At 66.8% G+C, this 21,265-nt stretch carries 25 protein-coding genes; 10 read left to right on the forward strand and 15 right to left on the reverse strand.

The window, feature by feature from the left end; genetic code table 11:
* Window positions 1-28: 28 nt before the first annotated feature.
* The 5 genes from AC1DE3_RS03260 to AC1DE3_RS03280 form a co-directional block, all read right to left on the reverse strand.
* Complete coding sequence (locus AC1DE3_RS03260; protein WP_476778940.1) at window positions 29-604, reverse strand: methylated-DNA--[protein]-cysteine S-methyltransferase; 576 nt, start codon at window positions 602-604, stop codon at window positions 29-31.
* 82 nt (window positions 605-686) lie between these two features.
* Window positions 687-1,643 (reverse strand): protein-methionine-sulfoxide reductase catalytic subunit MsrP, encoded by a 957-nt coding sequence (gene msrP / locus AC1DE3_RS03265; protein ID WP_441512085.1) that lies wholly within the window; start codon window positions 1,641-1,643, stop codon window positions 687-689.
* 181 nt (window positions 1,644-1,824) lie between these two features.
* Window positions 1,825-2,934, reverse strand: coding sequence for a 3-isopropylmalate dehydrogenase (gene leuB, locus AC1DE3_RS03270; protein WP_476778939.1), 1,110 nt, complete (start codon window positions 2,932-2,934; stop codon window positions 1,825-1,827).
* 110 nt (window positions 2,935-3,044) lie between these two features.
* Window positions 3,045-3,434: a RidA family protein gene (locus tag AC1DE3_RS03275; RefSeq protein WP_476778938.1), complete on the reverse strand. Its 390-nt coding sequence runs from the start codon at window positions 3,432-3,434 to the stop codon at window positions 3,045-3,047.
* A 73-nt stretch (window positions 3,435-3,507) separates the two neighbouring features.
* Complete coding sequence (locus AC1DE3_RS03280; RefSeq protein ID WP_476778937.1) at window positions 3,508-4,692, reverse strand: lytic murein transglycosylase; 1,185 nt, start codon at window positions 4,690-4,692, stop codon at window positions 3,508-3,510.
* A gap of 135 nt (window positions 4,693-4,827) precedes the next feature.
* Between AC1DE3_RS03280 and AC1DE3_RS03285 the strand changes: the two genes are divergently transcribed.
* The 3 genes from AC1DE3_RS03285 (at window position 4,828) to AC1DE3_RS03295 (ending at window position 5,873) form a co-directional block, all read left to right on the forward strand.
* Window positions 4,828-5,088, forward strand: coding sequence for a SemiSWEET family sugar transporter (locus tag AC1DE3_RS03285; protein ID WP_441512081.1), 261 nt, complete (start codon window positions 4,828-4,830; stop codon window positions 5,086-5,088).
* A 73-nt stretch (window positions 5,089-5,161) separates the two neighbouring features.
* Window positions 5,162-5,518, forward strand: a complete 357-nt coding sequence (locus AC1DE3_RS03290) for a DMT family protein (RefSeq protein WP_476778936.1) — start codon at window positions 5,162-5,164, stop codon at window positions 5,516-5,518.
* A 58-nt stretch (window positions 5,519-5,576) separates the two neighbouring features.
* The gene (locus tag AC1DE3_RS03295) at window positions 5,577-5,873 is read left to right on the forward strand and encodes a hypothetical protein (RefSeq protein ID WP_441512079.1); all 297 of its coding nucleotides are present in this window, start codon (window positions 5,577-5,579) and stop codon (window positions 5,871-5,873) included.
* 21 nt (window positions 5,874-5,894) lie between these two features.
* Here the strand turns inward: AC1DE3_RS03295 and AC1DE3_RS03300 are convergent, their stop codons facing one another.
* From AC1DE3_RS03300 to AC1DE3_RS03310, 3 genes are all read right to left on the reverse strand, one after another.
* Window positions 5,895-7,028, reverse strand: a complete 1,134-nt coding sequence (locus AC1DE3_RS03300; protein WP_476852072.1) for a PQQ-dependent sugar dehydrogenase — start codon at window positions 7,026-7,028, stop codon at window positions 5,895-5,897.
* 56 nt (window positions 7,029-7,084) lie between these two features.
* Window positions 7,085-8,389: an NAD(P)H-dependent oxidoreductase gene (locus AC1DE3_RS03305; protein WP_476852073.1), complete on the reverse strand. Its 1,305-nt coding sequence runs from the start codon at window positions 8,387-8,389 to the stop codon at window positions 7,085-7,087.
* A gap of 110 nt (window positions 8,390-8,499) precedes the next feature.
* On the reverse strand, window positions 8,500-9,474 hold the full coding sequence (locus AC1DE3_RS03310; protein WP_476778934.1) for a Bug family tripartite tricarboxylate transporter substrate binding protein: 975 nt from the start codon (window positions 9,472-9,474) through the stop codon (window positions 8,500-8,502).
* 326 nt (window positions 9,475-9,800) lie between these two features.
* On the opposite strand from AC1DE3_RS03310, the gene AC1DE3_RS03315 reads away from it, so the two are divergent.
* Window positions 9,801-10,478: a hypothetical protein gene (locus AC1DE3_RS03315; protein ID WP_476778933.1), complete on the forward strand. Its 678-nt coding sequence runs from the start codon at window positions 9,801-9,803 to the stop codon at window positions 10,476-10,478.
* 34 nt (window positions 10,479-10,512) lie between these two features.
* On the opposite strand, the gene AC1DE3_RS03320 is transcribed toward AC1DE3_RS03315, so the two are convergent.
* A complete protein-coding gene (locus tag AC1DE3_RS03320; RefSeq protein WP_476778932.1) occupies window positions 10,513-10,998 on the reverse strand; it encodes a YaiI/YqxD family protein in 486 nt (161 codons plus the stop codon).
* 163 nt (window positions 10,999-11,161) lie between these two features.
* Here AC1DE3_RS03320 and AC1DE3_RS03325 point away from each other — a divergent pair, with 163 nt between their 5' ends.
* Both AC1DE3_RS03325 and AC1DE3_RS03330 read left to right on the forward strand, forming a co-directional pair.
* A complete protein-coding gene (locus AC1DE3_RS03325) occupies window positions 11,162-12,364 on the forward strand; it encodes a pyridoxal phosphate-dependent aminotransferase (protein WP_441469799.1) in 1,203 nt (400 codons plus the stop codon).
* Between the two features lie 5 nt (window positions 12,365-12,369).
* Entirely contained in the window at window positions 12,370-12,792 is a 423-nt protein-coding gene (locus tag AC1DE3_RS03330; RefSeq protein ID WP_476778931.1) for a rhodanese-like domain-containing protein, read from the forward strand.
* A gap of 114 nt (window positions 12,793-12,906) precedes the next feature.
* Here the strand turns inward: AC1DE3_RS03330 and trmD are convergent, their stop codons facing one another.
* From trmD to ffh, 5 genes are all read right to left on the reverse strand, one after another.
* Window positions 12,907-13,602: a tRNA (guanosine(37)-N1)-methyltransferase TrmD gene (gene trmD, locus AC1DE3_RS03335; protein WP_476778930.1), complete on the reverse strand. Its 696-nt coding sequence runs from the start codon at window positions 13,600-13,602 to the stop codon at window positions 12,907-12,909.
* Between the two features lie 4 nt (window positions 13,603-13,606).
* A complete protein-coding gene (locus AC1DE3_RS03340) occupies window positions 13,607-14,278 on the reverse strand; it encodes an HAD family hydrolase (protein WP_476778929.1) in 672 nt (223 codons plus the stop codon).
* Window positions 14,265-14,786 (reverse strand): ribosome maturation factor RimM, encoded by a 522-nt coding sequence (rimM, locus tag AC1DE3_RS03345; protein ID WP_476778928.1) that lies wholly within the window; start codon window positions 14,784-14,786, stop codon window positions 14,265-14,267. The genes AC1DE3_RS03340 and rimM overlap by 14 nt, the downstream gene beginning before the upstream one ends.
* Before the next feature lie 99 nt (window positions 14,787-14,885).
* Entirely contained in the window at window positions 14,886-15,254 is a 369-nt protein-coding gene (gene rpsP, locus AC1DE3_RS03350; protein WP_441512070.1) for a 30S ribosomal protein S16, read from the reverse strand.
* Between the two features lie 49 nt (window positions 15,255-15,303).
* Window positions 15,304-16,878: a signal recognition particle protein gene (ffh, locus tag AC1DE3_RS03355; protein ID WP_476778927.1), complete on the reverse strand. Its 1,575-nt coding sequence runs from the start codon at window positions 16,876-16,878 to the stop codon at window positions 15,304-15,306.
* Between the two features lie 378 nt (window positions 16,879-17,256).
* On the opposite strand from ffh, the gene AC1DE3_RS03360 reads away from it, so the two are divergent.
* Genes AC1DE3_RS03360 through AC1DE3_RS03375 form a run of 4 tightly spaced genes read left to right on the forward strand, consistent with a single transcriptional unit; the run spans window position 17,257 to window position 20,231 of the window.
* Window positions 17,257-17,838, forward strand: coding sequence for a CAP domain-containing protein (locus AC1DE3_RS03360; RefSeq protein ID WP_476778926.1), 582 nt, complete (start codon window positions 17,257-17,259; stop codon window positions 17,836-17,838).
* Between the two features lie 57 nt (window positions 17,839-17,895).
* Window positions 17,896-18,522, forward strand: a complete 627-nt coding sequence (locus AC1DE3_RS03365; protein ID WP_441469808.1) for a LysE family translocator — start codon at window positions 17,896-17,898, stop codon at window positions 18,520-18,522.
* An 8-nt stretch (window positions 18,523-18,530) separates the two neighbouring features.
* Window positions 18,531-19,139, forward strand: a complete 609-nt coding sequence (locus AC1DE3_RS03370) for a class I SAM-dependent methyltransferase (protein WP_476852074.1) — start codon at window positions 18,531-18,533, stop codon at window positions 19,137-19,139.
* Window positions 19,140-19,172: 33 nt separating this feature from the next.
* Window positions 19,173-20,231, forward strand: a complete 1,059-nt coding sequence (locus AC1DE3_RS03375; protein WP_476778925.1) for an MBL fold metallo-hydrolase — start codon at window positions 19,173-19,175, stop codon at window positions 20,229-20,231.
* Window positions 20,232-20,294: 63 nt separating this feature from the next.
* Here AC1DE3_RS03375 and AC1DE3_RS03380 read toward each other — a convergent pair whose 3' ends face one another.
* Window positions 20,295-21,176 carry a GyrI-like domain-containing protein gene (locus AC1DE3_RS03380; protein ID WP_476778924.1) on the reverse strand — a complete coding sequence of 294 codons (882 nt, stop codon included), beginning with the start codon at window positions 21,174-21,176 and terminating at the stop codon, window positions 20,295-20,297.
* Window positions 21,177-21,265: the final 89 nt, after the last annotated feature.

A 21,265-nucleotide genomic window follows, 5' to 3' on the forward strand; every position in this document is an offset into this window, starting at 1 on the left:
GTGTACGAAAAATGGGTGATTGCGCGACTCAGCGTCGGGCAGGCCGTGCCGCAAGCGGCAGCTCCCCGAACAGGCCAGGCTCGGCGCTCGTGCGCGCCTTCTCGATGGTCAGGATTCTGAGCTTGGTCTCGATGCCGCCATCGGCTGAGAAGCCGCCTGTCTTGCCGCCTGCCGCCAGCACGCGGTGGCAGGGCACGATGATCGGCCAGGGATTCTGGCCGAGAGCGACGCCGACGGCCCGCGCCGCGCCGGGCTCGCCGATGCGCTGCGCCACCTCGCCATAGGTCAATGTCTCGCCCGGCGGAATGGAGAGCGCGACCTCATAGACCTTGCGGTTGAAGTCGGAGACCGTCTCCAGCGCGACCGGCAGATGGGCCAGCTCACGCTTCTCGCCATCGAACAGCGCCCGGATGCCGGCTACCGCCTCGGCGACGATGCCGGTCGCCCCTGCCTCGTCAGCCTGCGGATAGCGCCGCGCCAGTCGCCTGCGCGCCGTATTCTCGTCACGTTCGGGCAATTGCGCGCCGACGAAGCGCTCACCTTCCCAGATCAGCGCACAGGTGCCGATCGCGGTGTCGAAGAGATGGAAATGCTGGATAGCCATGGGCGACTCGTGCCGTTCCAACTACATGGTGGCTGCACGCTACCATGGCCCCGCTCGGCTTGGGCACCCGAAACCTGCTCCCTCACATGAACAGGCGCTCGTTCTCCAACCCCTTGTAGAGGCCGGCAACCTGCTCGCCGTATCCATTATAGATCAGCGTCGGGCGCCGGTCCCGCGAGCCCAGCACCTGCTCGCTCGCCTGGCTCCAGCGCGGATGCGGCACGGCCGGGTTCACATTGGCCCAGAAGCCATATTCAGAAGCCTGTAGCCCTTCCCAGAAGGTCTTCGGCCGTTCGGCGACGAAGCTGATCTTGCGGATCGATTTCACCGATTTGAAACCGTATTTCCACGGCGTGATCAGCCGGATCGGGGCGCCGTGTTGCGTCGGCAAGGGCTTGCCGTAGATGCCGGTGACGAGCAGCGGCAATTCGTTCGTGGCCTCCGCGATGGTCAGCCCCTCCGTATAGGGCCACGGATACCAGCGCTGGCCCTGGCCGGGCGCGACACGCGGGTTCAGGAAGGTCTCGAAGCGGATGTATTTCGCGCCCGAGAGCGGCTTGGCCAGCGCCACGAACGACTTGAGCGGAATTCCGGTCCAGGGCACGGCCATCGCCCAGGCCTCGACGCAACGGAAGCGGTAGAGCCTCTCCTCCAGCGGCAGCTTACGCACGAGATCGTCGAAGCCGATCTCGAACGGCTTTTCGACCATGCCGTCGACCTGAACGGACCAGGGCCGTGTCGCCAGACGCTGCGAGGCATCGACGATGTCCTTCGACATCCCGAATTCGTAGAAATTATTGTAGTTCGCCGCATCCTCCGCCTTGGTCAGCGGCACGTCGAGCTTGTAGGCGTCGTTGCGCTTGGCGGGGTAGAGGTCGAGCGTCGGATCGGGTGCCTCCGCTCCGGCACGGCCCGGCCACGCTGCCGCTGCGATCAGCCCCGCTCCGGCACTCATCAACTGGCGGCGGTTGAGGAACGCGCTCTCGGGCGTGGCCTCGCTTTCCGGCATTTCCCAGCCGGCACGGCGCTTGATCAGCATGACGGACACACTCCGCTTTCGATGGCGCTGTTAGGCCATGAAAGCGGAGGCACCGCAATTCACGAGGGGGAGAGGTTTTCTCCAGCCGTCATGGTCGGGCTTGACCCGACCATCTAGTAAACCAGCCAGATTCTGCCGGAGATGGTCGGGTCAAGCCCGACCACGACGCGGCGGGATCAGCTCACCCACGCGCTTCCAGCGCCTTGATGATCGCGGCGCCCATCTCGCTGGTCGAGACGGCGTTGGCGCCATCAGCGGCGATGTCCTTGGTGCGGGTGCCCTGGCCAAGCACGTCGGAAATCGCGCCCTCGAGCCGGTCGGCCGCCTCGCCCGCGCCAAAGGAATAGCGCAGCGCCATGGCGAAGGAGCCGATCATCGCGATCGGGTTGGCGAGGCCCCTGCCGGCGATATCCGGCGCCGAGCCATGAACGGGCTCATAGAGCGCCTTGCGCTTGCCTGTGGCCTTGTCCTCGGCGCCGAGCGAGGCCGAGGGCAGCATGCCGAGCGAGCCGGTCAGCATCGCCGCGACGTCGGAGAGGATGTCGCCGAACAGGTTGTCGGTGACGATGACGTCGTATTGCTTCGGCCAACGCACCAGCTGCATGGCGCAGTTGTCGGCGAGCACATGTTCAAGCTCGACATCCCCGTATTCGGCCGCGTGCAGCGCGGTGACCGTCTGCTTCCAGAGCACGCCGGTCTTCATGACGTTGTGCTTCTCGGCCGAGGAGACCTTGTTGCGGCGGGTGCGCGCCAGCTCGAAGGCGACGCGCGAGATGCGCTCGATTTCCGGCGTGGTGTAGAGCTGGGTGTCGACGCCGCGCTTGGAGCCGTCCTCCAGCGTGACGATCTCCTTCGGCTCGCCGAAATAGACGCCGCCGGTGAGCTCGCGCACGATCAGGATGTCGAGCCCCTCGACGACCTCAGGCTTCAGCGACGAGGCCGAGGCCAGCGCCGGGTAGCAGATCGCCGGGCGCAGATTGGCGAACAGGCCGAGATCCTTGCGCAGGCGCAGCAGGCCGGCTTCCGGGCGGTGCTGATAGGGCACATCGGCCCATTTCGGGCCGCCCACCGCGCCGAACAGCACCGCGTCGGCGTCCTGCGCCAGCTTCATGTCGCCTTCGGAGATCGCCGCTTTGTGCGCGTCATAGGCGGCGCCGCCGACGAGCCCCTTCTCGATCTCGAAGGAGGCCAGGCCCTGCTTGCCGAACCATGACACGATCTGCTCGACCTGGCCCATCACCTCGGGGCCGATGCCGTCGCCGGGGAGCAGCAGGAGCTTGTGGGTCGCCATGATCGTCGCCTCGCCTTGTCGCGTGTTTGCGTTGGCGGGGTGATTACGAGCGCAGCGCCCGGCGCGCAAGCATGCGAATGCAGGCCCGTCCTGTTCACGCCGTGGCGCGGTCAGCCCTTCGGCAGGCGCGCCGTCACCTCGATCTCGATCTTCATCTCCGGCCTGAGCAGCCCGGCGACGACATAGATGCCGGCCGCGGGCCTGATCTCGCGAAAAAACTCGCCGCAGACGGCCAGAACCGGTTCGCAATAGCTGCGATCGGTGACGAAGTACTGCGCCCGCACGGCCTGTGACAGCGAAGACCCCGCCTCCTCCAGCACGGAGCCGATGGTGCGGAAGATGTTGCGCGCCTGCTCGGCCGGGTCCTCCGGCAGCGTCATCGTGGCGTAGTCGTAGCCCGTCGTGCCGGAAACAAAGACGAGATCCCCGTCGATGACGGCGCGCGAATAGCCGAAGGAGCGCTCGAAGGGCGATCCGGTGGAAATCAGGCGGCGTGTCATGCAGGCGTCTCCAGAGGAAGTGGAAGAAACGCTTCCCCGAAATGCGTTCCCGACGCCACCCGATTTCTGGACCTCAAACTCGCCCGCCTTTCAGCGCGCGCAACACTTTCTCGCCAGGCCGCCCGGTCTGCGGCATGCCGAGCTTGCCCTCGATCTCCTTAATCGCCGTCCGGGTCAGCGACCCCACCGCGCCGTCCGGCTCGCCGACATTGTAGCCGCGGGATATCAGCAGGCGCTGGAGCTCACGCCGTTGCTCGCGCGACAGCGGCAGATCGTCGGTCGGCCACTCGCCCTGCACGCCCGACTTGCCGCGCAGCCGGTCGGAGAGCAGCGAGATGGCGAGAGCATAAGAGTCCGCACCGTTGTAGCTGTAGGCTGCATCGTAATTCTTGAAGACGAGGAAAGCCGGGCCATTACGCCCCGCTGGCATCAGCAGGCCGGCATTGCCGGTGCCGTTGAGCGGCGAGCCGTCATATTTCACGATGCCGCGCCCCGCCCATGTCGAGACCGGCTGCTTGGGGTTGCGTCCGGTCGGGCCGGAATAGCCATCGGGGACGCGCACCTCGTAGCCCCAGGTCGCGCCGGTCACCCAGCCTGCCTTGGCCATGAAATTCGCGGTCGAATGCAGCGCATCGGGAACGGAATCCACCAGATCACGCCGTCCGTCACCATCGCCGTCGACGGCGAGCCGCAGATAGGTCGAGGGAATGAATTGGGTGTGGCCAAAGGCACCCGCCCAGGAGCCGAACAGCCGCTCGGGCCGCACGTCGCCGCGCTGGATGATCTGCAGCGTCGCGATCAGCTCGCCCTTGAAGAAGGCGTTGCGGCGCGGCGCGAGGCAAGCGCCGGTCGAGAGCGCCTGCACGAGCGGCATCTTGCCGCGCGCCTTGCCGAAATCGCTCTCGACGCCCCAGACGGCGGCAATGGTGTAGCGGTCGACGCCGAAGCGCTGCTCGGCCGCCGCAAGGGTCGAAGCATGCTGTCGCATCATCGAGCGTCCTTCCGCGACCTTCTCGTCGTCGACCAGCGTGCCGAGATAATCCCAGATCGGCGTCTTGAACTCCGGCTGGTTGTTCATCGCCTCGATGACCTTCATGTCCGGCTCGACACCGGCCATGGCCCGGTCGAAGGTCGCGCCCGACACGCCCTTGGCCGCCGCCTCCGAGCGCAGGCCCGCAAGGCAGGACTGGAAGCTGCCTTGAGCCGAAGCTGTGGAAGCAAGCAGGATGAGTGGCAAGGCCAGTTGATAGACGCGCATGGTCTCCACCGATTCGGACAGATTCTCGGACAGGCTAGGTCGCTGTGGTTAACGGAGATTAACCGTCGAGAATGGCGGCACGAAGGAACGAATTCCGTTATGGGGAGGCAACTCTTCTTCCTGCGATTCGCCGCCATGTCGCCAGCCGCCATCGAGCTTCTCGGCTTCGCCGCAGCCGCGCTGACCAGCCTGTGCTGGCTGCCGCAGGCCTGGCGGACGATCCGCACCCGCGACACCCGCGCGATCTCGCTATGGACGCAGGGGCTCTTTGCCGCAGGCACCGCGCTGTGGCTGAGCTACGGCATCCAGATCCTGTCCTGGCCGGTCATCGCCGCCAATGCGCTCACGCTCCTGCTCGTCCTCGTCATCATCACCATGAAGCTCCGCTTCGGCTGACGGCGGGAACCGCCCTCCGAAGAGCCGACAATCTGTCGTCATCGATCAGGCCGTCGCGAAGAAAGCCCCCGGCATGCCCTCCCTGACCGCAGCTCATATCCTGCCGATCGCGATGCTGTTCGCCTCGAACATCTTCATGACCTTCGCCTGGTACGGGCACCTCAGCTACAAGAGCACCGCGATCTGGCTCGCCATCCTCGCGAGCTGGATGATCGCCCTGCCGGAATACATGTTGGCGGTGCCGGGCAACCGCATCGGCTCGGGCGTCTATTCGGCCGCCGAACTCAAGACGATGCAGGAAGTCATCACCCTCATCGTCTTCGCCGGCTTCTCCGTGCTCTGGCTCAAGGAGGCCTTGACCTGGAGCCATGCTGTCGGCTTTGCCCTGATCACAGCGGGCGCCTTCTTCATTTTCCACGCCAAGGGCTGAGACACGCCCCACCAGCGCCTTTCCCCAAACTCTCTCGATAGGATTTCCTGCCTTGAAAATGACGGCACTGATTGCCTGCGCCCTCCTGCTCGCTCCTGCGGCAGCCTTGGCCGGCCCTACCTGCAGCCCCAGCGATGAAAGCGCCCGCATCCTCTCGGCCGCCTCGCCGAGCGCCGTCCACCGCGCCTGGCAGGGCGGCAAGCAGGTCAGCTATGGCTGGTCACTCCAGGTCGAGCGCAGCACTCGTGACGCGGCGGGCACCGAGTATTATGTCGGCGATCTCTTCGACGCCAACGGCCACCTCGCCACACGCAAGGTCTTCGTCATGGAGCGCGAATGGGATTGCGGCCCCTGATCCAAAACACATGTGCGGCCATCATTTGGCCGGCCGCACCCGCAGGATCTTGCCGTTGTCCTCGTCCGTGAGCAGGTAGAGGAAGCCGTCCGGCCCCTGGACGACGTCGCGGATACGCTCGCCGATCGTGGTGAGCAGCCGCTCCTCGCCCGTCACCGTCTCGCCCTGAGTCGAGAGCCGGACCAGCATCTGGCCGGCAAGCGCCCCGACGAAGAGCGAGTTCTTCCAGGCCGGCCAGACCGGGCCGGTATAGAAGGCGGCGCCCGAAGGTGCGATCGACGGATCCCAGTAGAACAGCGGCTGCTCCATCCCCGGCTTCGCGGTGCCTTCGCCGATCTTAGCGCCGGAATAATCGACGCCGTAGGTGATGACCGGCCAGCCATAATTCAGCCCGGCCTTGGGCGTGTTGATCTCGTCGCCGCCGCGCGCGCCGTGCTCGGCCGTCCAGAGCTGGCCCCTGTCGGGGTGCAGCGCCGCGCCCTGGACGTTGCGATGACCGATCGACCAGACCTCGGGCGCCCAGCCCTGCTTCTTTGGGTTGTCGGTCGGCACGCCGCCGTCTGGGCGGATACGGATGGTCTTGCCGAGATGATTGGCCGGGTTCTGCGCCTGGTCGCGCTGGCTGTAGCGCTCCCCGACCGTGACGAAGAGCGCCCCCGTCCTGTCGAAGACGAGGCGGGAGCCGAAATGCATGTTGGAGCTGATCGTGGGCATCTGCCGGAAGATCACCTCGACATTGGTCAGCGCCGTGCCCTGCTCGTTGAGGCGCCCGCGCCCGACGCTGGTGCCGTTGCCGCCCGAACGCGGCTCCGCGAACGAGAAGTAGACGAGCCGGTTCTGCGCGAAGGCCGGATCGAGCGCCAGGCCGAGCAAACCTCCCTGCCCTCGCGCCATCACGCTGGGGACGCCGGTGATCGGGCGGGACAGCTTGCCATCCGCATCGACGATCCTCAGCCGCCCGGGGCGCTCGCTGACGAGCATGCGCCCATCCGGTAGGAAGGCGAGACCCCAGGGATGCTCCAGCCCGGTGGCGACAGTCTCGACCGCGAGTTCGCCCGCGCTGGAGGGGAAACGCTGCTGGGCATCAGCAACGTCCGTAATGAGTGCCGCCAGCATTGCTGCTGCGAACACTCTTCCCACCAATACGAGCCGCATCGCCATCTCCCTTTCCATCTTCCGAGCCTGTCAGAAATAGAAGGGAACGCCGCCGATCACCAAGCCGTTGCGACGAGCTCACGGCGAAGTGAGACGATCGGCTGGCTGTCGTCGAGCGTGACATCCGCCTCCGTCACCGCCTGGCCGGCTGCGACATCCCGCTTGAGCTTGACGCCATGGGCGAGGCCGATCGGCAGCGCCTCGCAAGCGCGGCTCGCGGCCGCCGGCATCAGCCGTCCATAGACGGTGTAGCCGCCCTCGCCGTCCAGCATCTCGCCAGCCTTGAGCGCCCTCTTGGCGACAGCGACCGCATCGCCGCGCCAGCCGCGAGTCGTACCGGTCGGTTCGGCCCTGAGTGCCGCATTCAGCACCGAGATCGGCAATTCCAGGCCGATGAGGTGAAAGGGCTTGTACATCGCCGCATAGCGGCCGGTCGCGTCTGTCGGCAGGCCATACTGCTTGAAGCAGGCAGCGGCATAATCGTTCGGCGCCTTCAGCACGACATAGACGCCCCAGCGCAGGTCGCGGAAGACCGGCCGCCCGTCGCGCTCCAGCGAAGAGACGACCTCGACCATGCCGTCGCGTTCGAGCTGCCCGCCGACGCCGCGCGGGCGCAGCACATGGGCGAGGTCGTCGACGCCGCAGGGCGGAAAGGCAAGGCCCGCCTCCGGCACGTCGAGATCGCAAGCATTGGCGATCGCCGCCATCTCGATGGCCGACTTGGTGCCGTCGAGGAAGGAATTGAACATCTGCGGGTTCATGCCGCCGGCCTTCGCCGCCTCCGGCGTCAGCCCGTAATGCGTCCAGACATCGTCGGGCGTGACGTTGTGATAGGCCGGCAGGTATTTGGTGCCCTTGCCGGCAGCCGCGACGGTGAAGCCGGTCGCCCGCGCCCAGTCGACCATCTCGCAGACCAGCGCCGGCTGGTCGCCATAGGCGATGGAACAGACGACGCCAGCCTCCTGGGCGCGTTTGGCCAGCACGGGCCCGACCAGCACGTCGGCCTCGACATTGACCATGACGACATGGCGCCCGGCCTCGATCGCGGCCAGGGCGTGCCGGGCACCGGCCGCCGGATGCCCGGTCGCTTCCAGCACCACCTCGACGCCATCGGCGCGGGCAGCCTGAACGCCGTCATCGACGAAGCGCGTCCGCGCGATCCGCGCCTCATCCCAACCGACATTGCGGCAGGCCACCTTGGCGCGTTCGGGGTCTAGGTCGGCAATGACCGCGACTTCGAGCCCTTCGATATGCGGCACCTGCGACAGGAACATCGAGCCGAACTTGCCGGCGCCTATCAGCGCCGCGCGCACGGGCTTCCCTGCCTCGCGGCGGGCGGCGAGCTTGGGCATCAGATTCATGATTTCACTCCGTCCGGAGCGCCGTCATGCTCGGGCTCGACCCGAGCATCTCTCCAACGAGATTCTCGGGTCTGCGCTCCGCTCCGCCCGGGAATGACGCTTCAGGCAGGTTATTCCGGCTTCACGCCGGCATCGGCGATGATCTGCTTCCAGGTCGCGATCTCCTGGGCATGGTAGGGCTTGAACGCGGCGGGATCGCGCACTTTGAGCGTGAAGCCGAGCTTCAGGATGGCCTCGCGCGTCTCGGGCTTGTTCAGCGAGGCGAGCACTGCCTTGGAGAGCGTGCCGAGCACCGCGTCCGGCGTGTTCACGGGGGCGAAGAACGCCGCCCAGGAATCGGCGTCGGCATTGGTCACGCCCTGCTCGCGCAGCGTCGGGATGTCCTTGGCGCGCGGATTGCGCTCCGGGCTGGCGAGCGCGAGCGCGCGCAGGGCGCCGCCATTGATCTGCTCGAGCACGCTCGGCAGCGTCGAGTTGGCGATGTCGATGCGGCCGGCGACGATCTCCTGCACCAGCGGCGCGGCACCCCGGAAGGGCACATGCGTCATCTTGATGCCGGTGCGCTGCATGAACAGCTCCATGGCGAGATGTGAGCCGGAGCCGACGCCGGTCGAGCCGTAATTCAGCTTGCCCGGATCGGCCTTGGCGAGCGCGATCAGCTCCTGGATGTTCTTGGCCGGCAGGTCGTTGCGAACGACGAAGGCATGCTCGAAGGCGCCGACGCCGGCGAGCGGCGCGAAGTCCTTCACCGCGTCGTAGCCGGGCTCCTTCAGCAGGAACATGTTGTTGCCATGCGTCTGGTTGTTGCCGAAGACGATGGTGTAGCCGTCGGGGGCAGCATGGGCGACGGCGCGGGTGCCGACCGCGCCGGAGGCGCCGGCCCGGTTGTCGACGATGACGTTTTGGCCGAAGGCGGTCGACAGATCCTGTGCGACGAAGCGCGCGATGGCGTCGGTCGGCCCACCCGCCGGATAGGGCACGACCAGGGTGACCACTTTGCTGGGGAAGCTCTGGGCCTGGACGATCGACGGAGCGAAGACGGCGCCGGCCATCAGGCCGAGCGTGGAACGGCGGGTCAACGACATGAGCTTCCTCCGGAGCGCCCGGTTTGGATACGGGCCTTGGTTGCGGCGAGAATTAGGGTGAAACCCCGCCGAGGTCCAGCGCGGCAGGGAATACCGGGATGACATCCCGCCCTGCGCTCGGCGCGCTGTAGCGCGGCTGGCCCCTCGGGTAAGCGTAACGCGGCGGCCGATTCGGGCCGCAGGCGTGGGGGCGTTTTCTGTCTATGGCTAAATCGTTGTTGAGGATGGCCGCGAAGCTTGTCGCGGCCATTTGTGTTTTACCCGGCGTTGCCGCCGCACAGGATGCGGAAGAGCTCTCGAAGAGGCTCCAAAATCCGGTTTCACCCATGATCAGCCTGCCCTTGCAGGGCAATTTCGAGTTCCGCGGAGGGGCCAAGAACGATGGTTTTTCCTCGACGACGAATATCCAGCCCGTCGTCCCGGTTCATCTGAACCAGGACTGGAACCTGATCATCCGGACGATCCTGCCGGTCATCCAGCGCGAGCGCTATGGCGCGGCCGACGCGGTCGGGGTCGGCGACATCACCCAGAGCTTCTTCCTCACGCCGACCTCACCCAAGAACGGCGTGATATGGGCGCTGGGCCCGGTCTTTCTCTGGCCCAGCGCCTCGAGCGACAAGCTGGGCTCCGGCAAATGGGGCGCAGGGCCCACCGCGCTCCTGCTGGTGCAGGAAGGGGCGTGGACCGTTGGCGGCCTGGCAAACCACATCTGGTCCTATGCCGGGCCGGATGGTCGCAGCGACGTCAGCACGACCTTGCTGCAGCCATTCCTGTCTTACAGCTTCGGGCAAGGGTTCAGCGTCGGTCTCAACACCGAGACGAACTATGATTGGGTCAACCGCAAATGGACCGTCCCGATCAATGTCAGCGCCTCGCAGGTCTTCAATGTCGGCAAACAGGCGATGAGCGCCAGCATCGGCCTTAAATACTATGCCGTCAGGCCCGATGACGCCCCGCGCTGGGGAGTGCGTGCCGTGCTGACGTTCCTGTTCCCGGAGCGCTGAGACGGGCGCAGGTCAAGGCCTGCGGTCCACATGTCTATCGACTGGCCTGGAAGCCGGCACGCCTGAGGCGCTGGATCGCGAGGTCGAGCGCCTGCAGGAAGGCAGAGCGGTCCTTCGGCGAAAACGGCTTCGGCCCGCCGGTGGCTGCGCCCATCGCGCGCAGATCCTCCATCATGTCGCGCGTCGCCAGCGCCATGCCGATCGAGGCTTCGGTGAAGGGCTTGCCGGTCGGTCCGATCACGTCGGCGCCGGCCTTTATGCAGCGATCCGCCAGTGGAATGTCGGCCGTGACGACGATCGCGCCGCGCCCGACGCGCTCTGCGATCCAGTCATCGGCGGCGTCGAAGCCTCCGGAGACCGTGACGCGCTCGAGCCAGGGCTCGCGCGGCACGTTGATGAAGCTGTTGGCGACGACGAAGACCTTGACGCGATGGCGCTCGGCGACGCGATAGATCTCCGGCTTCACCGGGCAGGCGTCGGCATCGACATAGATCGCAATGGTTGCGGCAGCGCTCGTCATGCCCCGCCTTCGCATGCGGTGACCGCAAGGGCAAACCGCCTCGAATTCATGACGCTTCTGCAAAACATCAAGCAGTTGCGCTTGCGATCATTGCCGCCGAGTCATACACCACGCGCGCGCCTGCTCCGGCGCTCAACCTCCCGCTCCCTCGGAGATCAGTCCCATGGCCTTTCTTGCCGATGCCCTGAAGCGCGTGAAGCCCTCAGCGACCATCACGATCACGCAGAAGGCCCGTGACCTGAAAGCCCAGGGCAAGGACGTGATCTCGCTCTCGGTCGGCGAGCCCGATTTCGACACGCCGGATAATATCAAGGAAGCCGCCATCGCCGCGATCCGGCGCGGCGAAACCAAGTACACCCCGGTCTCCGGCATCCCGCAGCTGCGCGAAGCCGTCGCCCGCAAGTTCAAGCGCGAGAACGGCCTCGACTACAAGGCGAGCCAGACCATCGTCTCGACCGGCGGCAAGCACGTCATCTACAATGCGCTGCTCGCCACGCTGAACCCCGGCGACGAGGTCATCTGCGTCTCGCCCTACTGGGTCAGCTACCCCGAGATGGTCGCGCTCTGCGGCGGCACGGCGACCTTCGCCGAGACCTATCTCAAGAACGACTTCAAGCTGCAGCCTGAAGACCTCGAGAAGGCCATCACCCCCAAGACCAAGTGGGTGATCCTGAACTCGCCGTCGAACCCGTCGGGCGCGGCCTACAGCCATGCCGAGATGAAGAAGCTCACGGATGTGCTGATGCGCCATCCGCATGTCTGGATCCTGACCGACGACATGTACGAGCACCTCGTCTATGGCGACTTCCAGTTCGTCACCCCGGCGCAGGTCGAGCCCGCCCTCTACGAGCGCACGCTGACCATGAACGGCGTCTCGAAGTCCTATGCCATGACCGGCTGGCGCATCGGCTACGCCGCCGGCCCGCAGCATCTGATCAACGCCATGGACCTGGTCCAGGGCCAGCAGACCTCCGGCACCTCGGCGATCTCGCAATGGGCCGCGGTCGAGGCGCTCGACGGCACGCAGGAGCACATCCCGGTCTTCAAGAAGGCCTTCGAACGCCGGCGCGATCTCGTCGTCTCCATGCTGAACCAGACCCGCGGCCTGAAATGCCCGGTGCCGGAAGGCGCGTTCTACGTCTACCCCGACTGCTCGGCCCTGATCGGCAAGACCCTGCCGAACGGCAAGAAGATCGAGACCGACGAAGACCTCGTCATGGGCCTGCTCGAGACGGAAGCCGTCGCGGCCGTGCACGGCTCGTCCTTCGGCCTCGGCCCGAACTTCCGCATCTCCTACGCCACCTCGGACGAGAAGCTGGAAGAGGCCTGCCGCCGCATCCAGCGCTTCTGCGCCGAGCTGCGCTGAGCGTCATGCGCAAGGGCGCCGCGACGCGCCGAATTTTTCTGGCCGGGAGCCTCGTGCTCCCGGCCTCTTTCGTTTTCGGTCAGGACGCGAACACGCTCTCTTCGCGCGAAGCCTTTGAAGCCGCTCAGGCAAAACGGATCCTGCTGATCGATATCCGCAGCGCGGAGGAGTGGGCCGATACCGGCCTGCCGCAGGGCGCGCGGCCATTCGATGCCGATGCGCCGGCCTTCGAGGTCCGTCTCGCCGGGCTTCGCCTCGACAATCCCGGTAAGCGCATCGTGCTGATCGACCGCACCGGCGCACAGGCCGTGGCCATTGCGCAGAAGCTGGCCGGACGCGGCTGGCGCGATCTCGCGGCGGTGCGTGGGGGGGTGCTCGGACCGGGCGGCTGGCTGGCCGAAAAGCTGCCGGTGGCGGCGTTTCCATAACAGGCAGCCGTCATGCTCGGGCTTGACCCGAGCATTTCATGCCGAAAAAGGCGTCCCTTCCGAAAGGGATTCTCGGGTCTGCGCTGCGCTTCGCCCGGGAATGACGGCAAGAGCTTAGCCCTCGCCATGCCTCTTCATCAGATCGGGCCGACGCTCCCGCGTGATCTTTTCCGCCTGCTCGCGTCGCCATTTCGCGATGCGGGCATGGTCGCCCGAGAGAAGCGCATCGGGCAGGCCCCTGCCCTCCCATTCGCGCGGCCGCGTATAATGCGGATATTCGAGCAACCCGTTCTCGAAGCTCTCATCCTCGCCGGAGGCCACCTTGCCCATCACGCCGGGGATCAGGCGGACGCAGGCGTCGAGCAAGGTCAGCGCCGCCATCTCGCCGCCGGAGAGGATGTAGTCGCCGATCGAGACCTCGATCAGGTTGCGCCCCTCGATCACGCGCTCGTCGACGCCTTCGAAGCGCCCGCAGACGATGACGAGTCCCGGTCCTTCCGCCCAGTCGCGCACCCGGCGCTGCTGGAGCGGTCGGCCCCGCGGCGACATCAGCAGGCGCGGGCGCGCGTCATCCGCCGACACCGCCGCATCGATCGCTGCCGCCAGCACGTCGCAGCGCAACACCATGCCGGCGCCGCCGCCGGCCGGGTTGTCGTCGACATTGCGATGGCGGCCGATGCCGTGGTCGCGGATCTGGTGCGTGTCGAGCGACCACAGCCCCTTGCGCAGCCCTTCGCCTGCCAGCGAAATGCCGAGCGGCCCGGGGAACATCTCCGGATAGAGCGTCAGGATCGAGGCGCGGAAGGGCATGCCTTCAAGCAAAGCGCAGCGCCGGGAGCCCGTCCAGCGCCGTGAAATCGCGCGCCGATGCGATCAGATTGTCATAAGCGGCAAAGCCACTCGCATCCAGCATCGTCAAGAGCGCAACGGCCCGCATGCCGGCGCGCCGCGCCGCCTCGACACCGAGCGGCGCATCCTCGAAGACGATGCAGTCGGCCGGCGCGACCTTCATCCGCTCCGCGGCGGCCAGGAACATGTCCGGATGCGGCTTGCCGCGGAAACCCTGGCTCGGCGAAACGATGGTGGCGAAGCGCTGGCGCAGGCCGAGCGTATCGAGCACGACCTCGATGTTCGCCGGCGGAGCGGCTGTCGCCACCGCCATCGGGATGCCCGCTGCTTCGGCCCGCATGATCAATTCGAGGAAGCCGGCATTCGCCGCGACATGCGGCAGATAGGCTTCCCGATAAAGGGCTTCCTTGGCATCGCTCATGGCATCGAGCTCGGCCACGGCCGCCTGCGGGAAATAGGAGGAAATGATCTCATTGCCGGCCATGCCGGCAGTCCGCGCCGCAAAGGTATTGCGGTCGAACGGCAATTGGTTGCTGACGTGCCAGCTTTCCCAGGCGTCGTCATGGAAGCGCATATTGTCGACGATGGTGCCATCCATGTCGAAGATCAGCGCGCGGGCGGGCCTATTGTTTGTCATCGTCGGGCTCGAACAATCCCAGCGGCGGCTCGGCATCGATCCGGCGCGCGGCGATGTCGATGCGTGGCGCGAAGGCCTTGGTGAAGGGCATCAGGACGGAGCGTCCATCCGGCGTCTCGATGTCGAGCAGATCGCCCGCACCAAAGTTCTCAACCGAGGTGATGGTGCCGAGCAGGATGCTGTCCGGCCCGACCACGCTGCAACCGATCAGATCGGCCTGCAGGAACTCGTCCTCGTCCTCGCCTGCCGACAGCTTGTCGCGCGCAACGAACAGCTCGACGCCGTTCAGATCCTCGGCCGCCTCGCGCGTCGCAACGCCCTTCAGGCGAGCGACGACCACTTCCTTGGCGGGGCGGATATCGGTGATCTCGAAGCTGCGGCCCTTGCCGTCGGAGAGCGGGCCGTACTCGGCGATCGCGAGCGGATCGCCGGTAAAGGTCTTGATTCTGACCTCGCCGCGCACGCCATGCGGCGCGCCGACGATTCCGAGCAGGATAAGCTCGGCCATATCAGCACGCCACGCCCGGGCAGCGCCCGAGCGTCCCTCGCGAGAGGTCCCCGGGCCGAAGCTGCGCTTCGCCCGAGACCGACGTGCCGACGGTCAAGCTCACGCCTCGGCTGCTGCTTCGGCAGCCGGAGCAGCGGCCTTCTCGGCCTTCTTCTCGGCGCGCTCCTTGGCCTTCTCGCCCGGAACGGCCTTGTTCGGGTTGTTGCGGGCGGGGCGCTTGACGAGGCCGGCAGCGTCGAGGAAGCGCAGCACGCGATCGGTCGGCTGGGCGCCCTTGGCGAGCCAGGACTGGACCTTCTCGGTGTCGAGCACGACGCGCTCGGCGGAGTCCTTCGGCTTCATCGGGTCATAGGAGCCGACCTTGTCGATGAAGCGGCCATCCCGCGGCGAGCGGGCGTCGGCGACGACGATGCGGTAGTAGGGGCGCTTCTTGGCGCCGCCGCGGGTCAGGCGGATCTTGAGGGACATGGTCTTCTTCCTTTGGTTTGAAGTTTGAAGTCGTGTGTAACGTTGAAAGCTACTTCTTCTTGCCGAACGGGTTGCCGCCCAGCCCTGGCAGGCCGCCGCCGCCGAGGCCCGTCAGTTTCGGCATCATGCCCGCCGGCGGGGTGACGCCCTTCGGCAATCCGGGGAAACCGCCCGGCGGCATCGACGGCAGGCCGCCGCCCGCGCCGAGCTGCTTCTGCAATTCGGCGAGCTGGGCCGGGTCCATCTTGGAGGGATCGGGCATGCCGGCGGGCAATCCGCCGCCGAGCCCGAACATGCTGCCGAGCTTACCGAGCATGCCGCCCTTCTGCTTGCTCATCGCCTTCATGGCGTCGGCCATGCCGCGATGCATCTTGAGCAGCTTGTTGATCGACTCCGCCGAAGTGCCGGAACCGGCCGCGATGCGTTTCTTGCGGCTGTTCTTGAGCAGATCGGGATTCTTGCGTTCGGCCGGCGTCATCGAATCGATCGCGGCGATCATGCGCTTGAACATCTTGTCGCCGACGCCGGCGTTGGCGAGCTGGGACTGAGCCTGCTTCATACCGGGCAGCATGCCCATCACGCCGCCGATGCCGCCCATCTTCTCCATCTGCTGGAGCTGGGCGCGCATGTCGGAGAGGTCGAACTGACCCTTCGCCATGCGCTGCGCGGTCGCCTGCGCCTGTTCGGCATCGATGGTCTCGGCCGCGCGCTCGACGAGGCTGACGATGTCGCCCATGCCGAGGATGCGGTTGGCGACGCGCGAGGGATGGAAGTCCTCGAGTTCGCTGACCTTCTCGCCGGTGCCGACGAGCTTGATCGGCTTGCCGGTGACGGCGCGCATCGAGAGCGCCGCGCCGCCGCGCGAATCGCCGTCCATACGGGTCAGGACGATGCCGGTGAGACCGACGCGAGCGTCAAAGGCGCGCGCCGTGTTGACCGCATCCTGACCTGTCAGCGCGTCGGCGACGAGCAGAACCTCATGCGGGCTGGTCGCGGCCTTAACCTGTGCGACCTCTTCCATCAGCGTATCGTCGAGCGTGACGCGGCCGGCCGTGTCGAGCATGACGACGTCGTAGCCACCAAGACGAGCCGCCTCGATCGCGCGCCGGGCGATCTGCACGGCCGACTGGCCGGCGACGATCGGCAGCGTCTGCACGCCGACCTGCTGGCCGAGCACGGCGAGCTGTTCCATGGCGGCCGGGCGTCGCGTGTCGAGCGACGCCATCAAGACCTTCTTCTTGTTGCGCTCGGTCAGGCGCTTGGCGATCTTCGCCGTCGAGGTGGTCTTGCCCGAACCCTGCAGACCGACCATCAGGATCGGCACCGGCGGCACGGCATCGAGGGTGATGACCGCGCCCTCGCCGCCCAGCGTATCGATCAGAACGTCGTTGACGATCTTGATGACCTGCTGGCCGGGCGTGACCGACTTCAGCACCTCGGCGCCGACTGCGCGCTCGCGCACCTTGTCCGTGAAGCTGCGAACGACCTCGAGCGCGACGTCGGCCTCGAGCAGCGCGCGGCGAACCTCGCGCAGCGCGGCGTTGACGTCCTCTTCGGTCAGCGCGCCCCGGCGGGTCAGCCCCGAAAGGATGCCTGAGAGTCTGTCGCTGAGCGTGCCGAACATGCGGACCTGCCTGCTTGCCTCAAGGAACCGCCAGCACCAGAACCTTCCGCCAAACGGTTTCGCGCCCGAGGGCGCAATCGCGCTGTCGGACGTTGACCTCCGGGCTCATGAAAGCGCTTGGCGCGGCCCGGTCGGCGGATGTGGTTTCGGCGATGTCGGCGAAACGAATGCGGTCTTAAAGCGGAAGAATGCGGCGAAAGTCAAGGTTGGGATTGGTTTTGCCTCGGATACGCGTGTCTTTGTGGCGCTGGCCTCCATCGCCGCAGGAAGCAGGTCTGCCAGCTTTTTGCCCGGGAGTGCAGGGAATCGCGAGCCTCGGCCGCAGAATGGCCCTGATCTGGCCGCATCGCTGCCGCCCCTGATTCGACAGCGATGCCCATGAAGATTGCGACCGCCCTGCCTTTGCTGGCCCTCACCCTCTTCCTTGCCGCCTGTGCCGGCGACCCGCGGCGCGAGGGTCCGCTCGATTCCCGCATGGTCGAGAAGCTCAGTGCCGTTTCGCTCGATCCGGCGCAGGCCGGACGCATCCTCAACGCGTATCGCGCCAGCAACGGCCTCGGCCCGGTCCGGCCTGATCCGCGGCTGATGGCGATGGCACAGCGCCAGGCCGATGCGATGGTTGCCGCCAACGCGCTCTCGCACGACGCGGGCGGCAACTTCACCGCCCGCATCCATGCTGCGGGCATCGATAGCGCGCGGGCGGCGGAAAACCTCGGCGGCGGCTATTTCTCGGTCGAGGAGGCTTTCGACGGCTGGCGCAAGTCCCCCGGCCACGATGCCAATCTGCGGATGAAGGAAGCGACCCGCTACGGCATCGCGCTGTCCAAGGACCCGCGTACGAGCTACCGGGCCTGGTGGGTGCTGGTCGTCGCGGCCGACCCGGAGGTTCGCCGCGAGATCGGCGCCGCAGGAACGGGACAGACGGTCTGGTTCGGCAACAATCCCCAGCCGATCCGCTGACCCCTTTACAAACACCCGCTTCTGGTGATGGCTCTGGTTTTTAGCGGAGCCATTACCATGACCTTCGAAGCCTGGGCCGCCTTCGCCGCCGCCACCGCCGTCCTCCTGGTCATCCCCGGACCGACGATCCTCCTCGTCATCTCCTATGCGCTCGGCCAGGGCTGGCGCACGGCCTTCCCGATCGCCGTCGGCGTCGCGCTCGGCGATTTCACGGCGATGACGCTCTCCATGCTCGGTGTCGGCGCCCTGCTCGCCACCTCCGCCATGGTCTTCACCGCGCTGAAATGGATCGGCGCCGCCTATCTCGTCTGGCTCGGCATCAAGCTCTTCCGCGCCGGCGGCTCGCTCGACGCCAAGCCGCGAGAGGATGCCGCCCCCGCCTGGAAGATGCTCGGCCATGCCTGGCTGGTGACCGCGCTGAACCCGAAGAGCATCACCTTCTTCGTCGCCTTCCTGCCGCAGTTCCTCGACACCAAGGGCGATTTCTGGACGCAGATGCTGATCTTCGAGGCGACCTTCATCAGCCTCGCCTTCGCCAATGCCATGGGCTACGCGCTGATCGCTTCGCGCGCCCGGGCCGTGGTCAGCAATCCCCGCGCGATCGGGCTGTTCAACAAGGCCGGCGGCACGCTGCTGATCGGCGCAGGCGTCGCGACGGTCGCGATCCGCTCCGGGAGCAACTGACACCGGCCATGTCGAGCAAGGACGACCAGACCCTCGGCTTCTATGCCGAGGAAGCCGGCGCCTATGCGGGGCGTGACCGGCCGGCAGAGCACCACCGCATCGACATCTTCGCAGCGGAGCTTGCGCCCGGCGCGCGGATTCTCGAACTGGGTTGCGGCGGCGGTCAGGACAGCGCGGAGATGCTGCGGCGCGGCTTCGATCTGGTCCCGACGGACGGTTCTCCGGAGCTGGCCCGGCAGGCCGCAGAGCGGCTCGGCCGCAAGGTTCGTGTCCTGCTGTTCGAGGATCTGGACGAGGTCGCGGCCTATGACGGCGTCTGGGCTCATGCTTGCCTGCTGCATGCTCCCCGCGCCGCCCTGCCGGGCATCATCGACCGGATTCATACCGCGCTGCGGCCGGGCGGGATCTTCTATGCCAGCTTCAAGGCGGGAGAGGCCGAGGGACGCGACAGCTTTGGCCGCTATTTCAACTACCTCTCGGCCGCCGAGCTGCGCGACGCCTACCGTGCCGACGAGCGCTGGCAGGACCTGAAAATCGAGGAAGAGATGGGCTCCGGCTACGACCGCATGGCCACACGCTGGGTTCACGCGCTGGCGATCAAGGCGCCGGAGGCTTGACGCTGCGTTGCGGCGGCCTACCTCTTCTGGACCATGACCCGCCGCAAACTTCTCTCTTTCGTCGGTCTCGGTGCGCTGCTGGCCTCGACCGGAGCCGCCTGGGCCACCATCTCCCGCTCACGCAATCCCTACTACCAGGGCCCCGTCAGCGACCATTTCGATGGCGTCGTCTTCAGCGATGGCCGGTCGGTCAGCAAGGGGCTGTTCGACGTCCTGCGCTGGCAGACCGGCAAACGCGAGCGCGAGGCCTTCCCACCGCAATACGCCGCGCCGCCGCAGGACAAGCCGCCGGAGCGCGTCGACGGCGTCCGCATCGTCCATCTCGGCCACGCCTCGTTTCTCTATCAGCTCGGCGGCCTCAACCTGCTTGTCGACCCGGTCTATTCGGAGCGCGCCAGCCCCTTCTCCTTCGTCGGCCCGAAGCGGGTGAACGAACCCGGCGTCGCCTTCGACGAGCTGCCGCGGATCGATGCGGTCCTGATCACGCACAACCATTACGACCATCTCGACATCGAGACGTTGGCGCGTCTGCACGACCGCGACCAGCCACGCATGATCATGCCGCTCGGCAACGACGCCATCGTCAGGGCCCGCATCCCGGACGCCCGCGCCGAGGCGCATGACTGGAACGACCGACTTCAGCTGTCCGATGCGGTCGCGATCACGCTATTGCCGAGCTATCACTGGTCGGCGCGCGGCGCGTTCGACCGGCGCATGGCGCTGTGGTGCTCCTATGTCCTCGAAGCCGCCGGCACCAAGGTCTTCCATATCGGCGACACCGGCTATCACGACGGCTCGCTCTACGAGCGGCTCGGCCGCGAGCACGGGCCGTTCCGCCTCGCCGTGCTGCCGATCGGCGCCTATGAGCCGCGCTGGTTCATGTCGGACAACCACATGAATCCGGAGGAGGCGGTCAAGGTCATGCTGGCTCTGCGCGCCGAGCAGGCGATCGGCCACCACTGGGGCACCTTCCAGCTCACCGACGAGGGCGTAGAGCGCCCGCCGGAAGCGTTGAAAGTGGCGCTTGCCACGGCTGGCCTGCCGGAAGAGCGCTTCAGGCCGATGCGGCCCGGCTTGAGCTGGAGTGCTTGAGGGCCCGCGTCATAGGGAGGAGAGATGCTCGGGTCAGGCCCGAGTACGACGCGTTGGAAGGCCCTATTTCGGCTGGACGTAGACGTTGATCTCGAGATTCGGGTCGCCGGGATCGTTGAGCTCGCTGACATACTCCTCGAGGAAGGCATCCTTCACGACGATGCTCTTCGCTTCGAGATAGGCGGTGATTGTCTCATAGGTCGAGTCGATGTCGTCATAAGGCGCCTGATGCAGGAAGCGGAACGCCGGCCCGGCGGGCGACGTCCCCATCCTGAAATCCGGGCCCAGCGACGGCGCCTGCCCACCGGGCGGGATCGCCACCGGCAGCATCGCCTCGAAGCGGAATCCGTCATCGGTGGTCTCGACGAAGAGCGAGAGCGGACGGCCGGCCACGGCCAGCCCAGCCCTTTGGGCCTCGGCTCGCAGAGCCCTGATGCTGTTGGACAGCTTCTGGAAGCCCTGATCCCAGGTCGCCTGCCCCGACTGCATCAGGACAGGCTTCGGCGCGAGCACGACCTCGCCGACATCGCTGGAATCGGAGCCTTTTCCGGCCAGCGTTGAATTGGGATCGGGCACGCCGGTCTGCTGCTGCGATGGCGCGGGCGGCAGCGGCTGTCCCGGGGCAGGCAGCGTCGGCGGCGGCTGGACCGGCTGCGGCTCGATCGGCATCGACGGCGTAGGCGCAGGCTGGACAGGCTGCGGCGTCACCGGCCCTTGCAACGCCGGAGGCGGCTGCACCGGCTGCGGGCTCGCGGGTTGCTCGGGCCCCGGTTGCGCCTGCGCCGGAGCGACAGGGACCTGGGGGGGAGCCGCGCCGGGCGGCGGCGCGAGCGGCGCGGACTCGACCGGGCTCGGCGAAGCCACCCGCCCCTGCGCGAAGACCGTTCCGCTGAACACGCTCGCCACACCGGCGAGCGCCAGAACACAAATCCGGGAATACCGCATCGTCACGGTCCTGAGTTTCACGCGATTCGCGCCCTTGCACCGCAACATAGAATGTCCACCTTTCCTCAGGAACCGGGATGAGGGTGGCT

It is taken from the genome of Allobosea sp. 10L417, assembly GCF_056395485.1.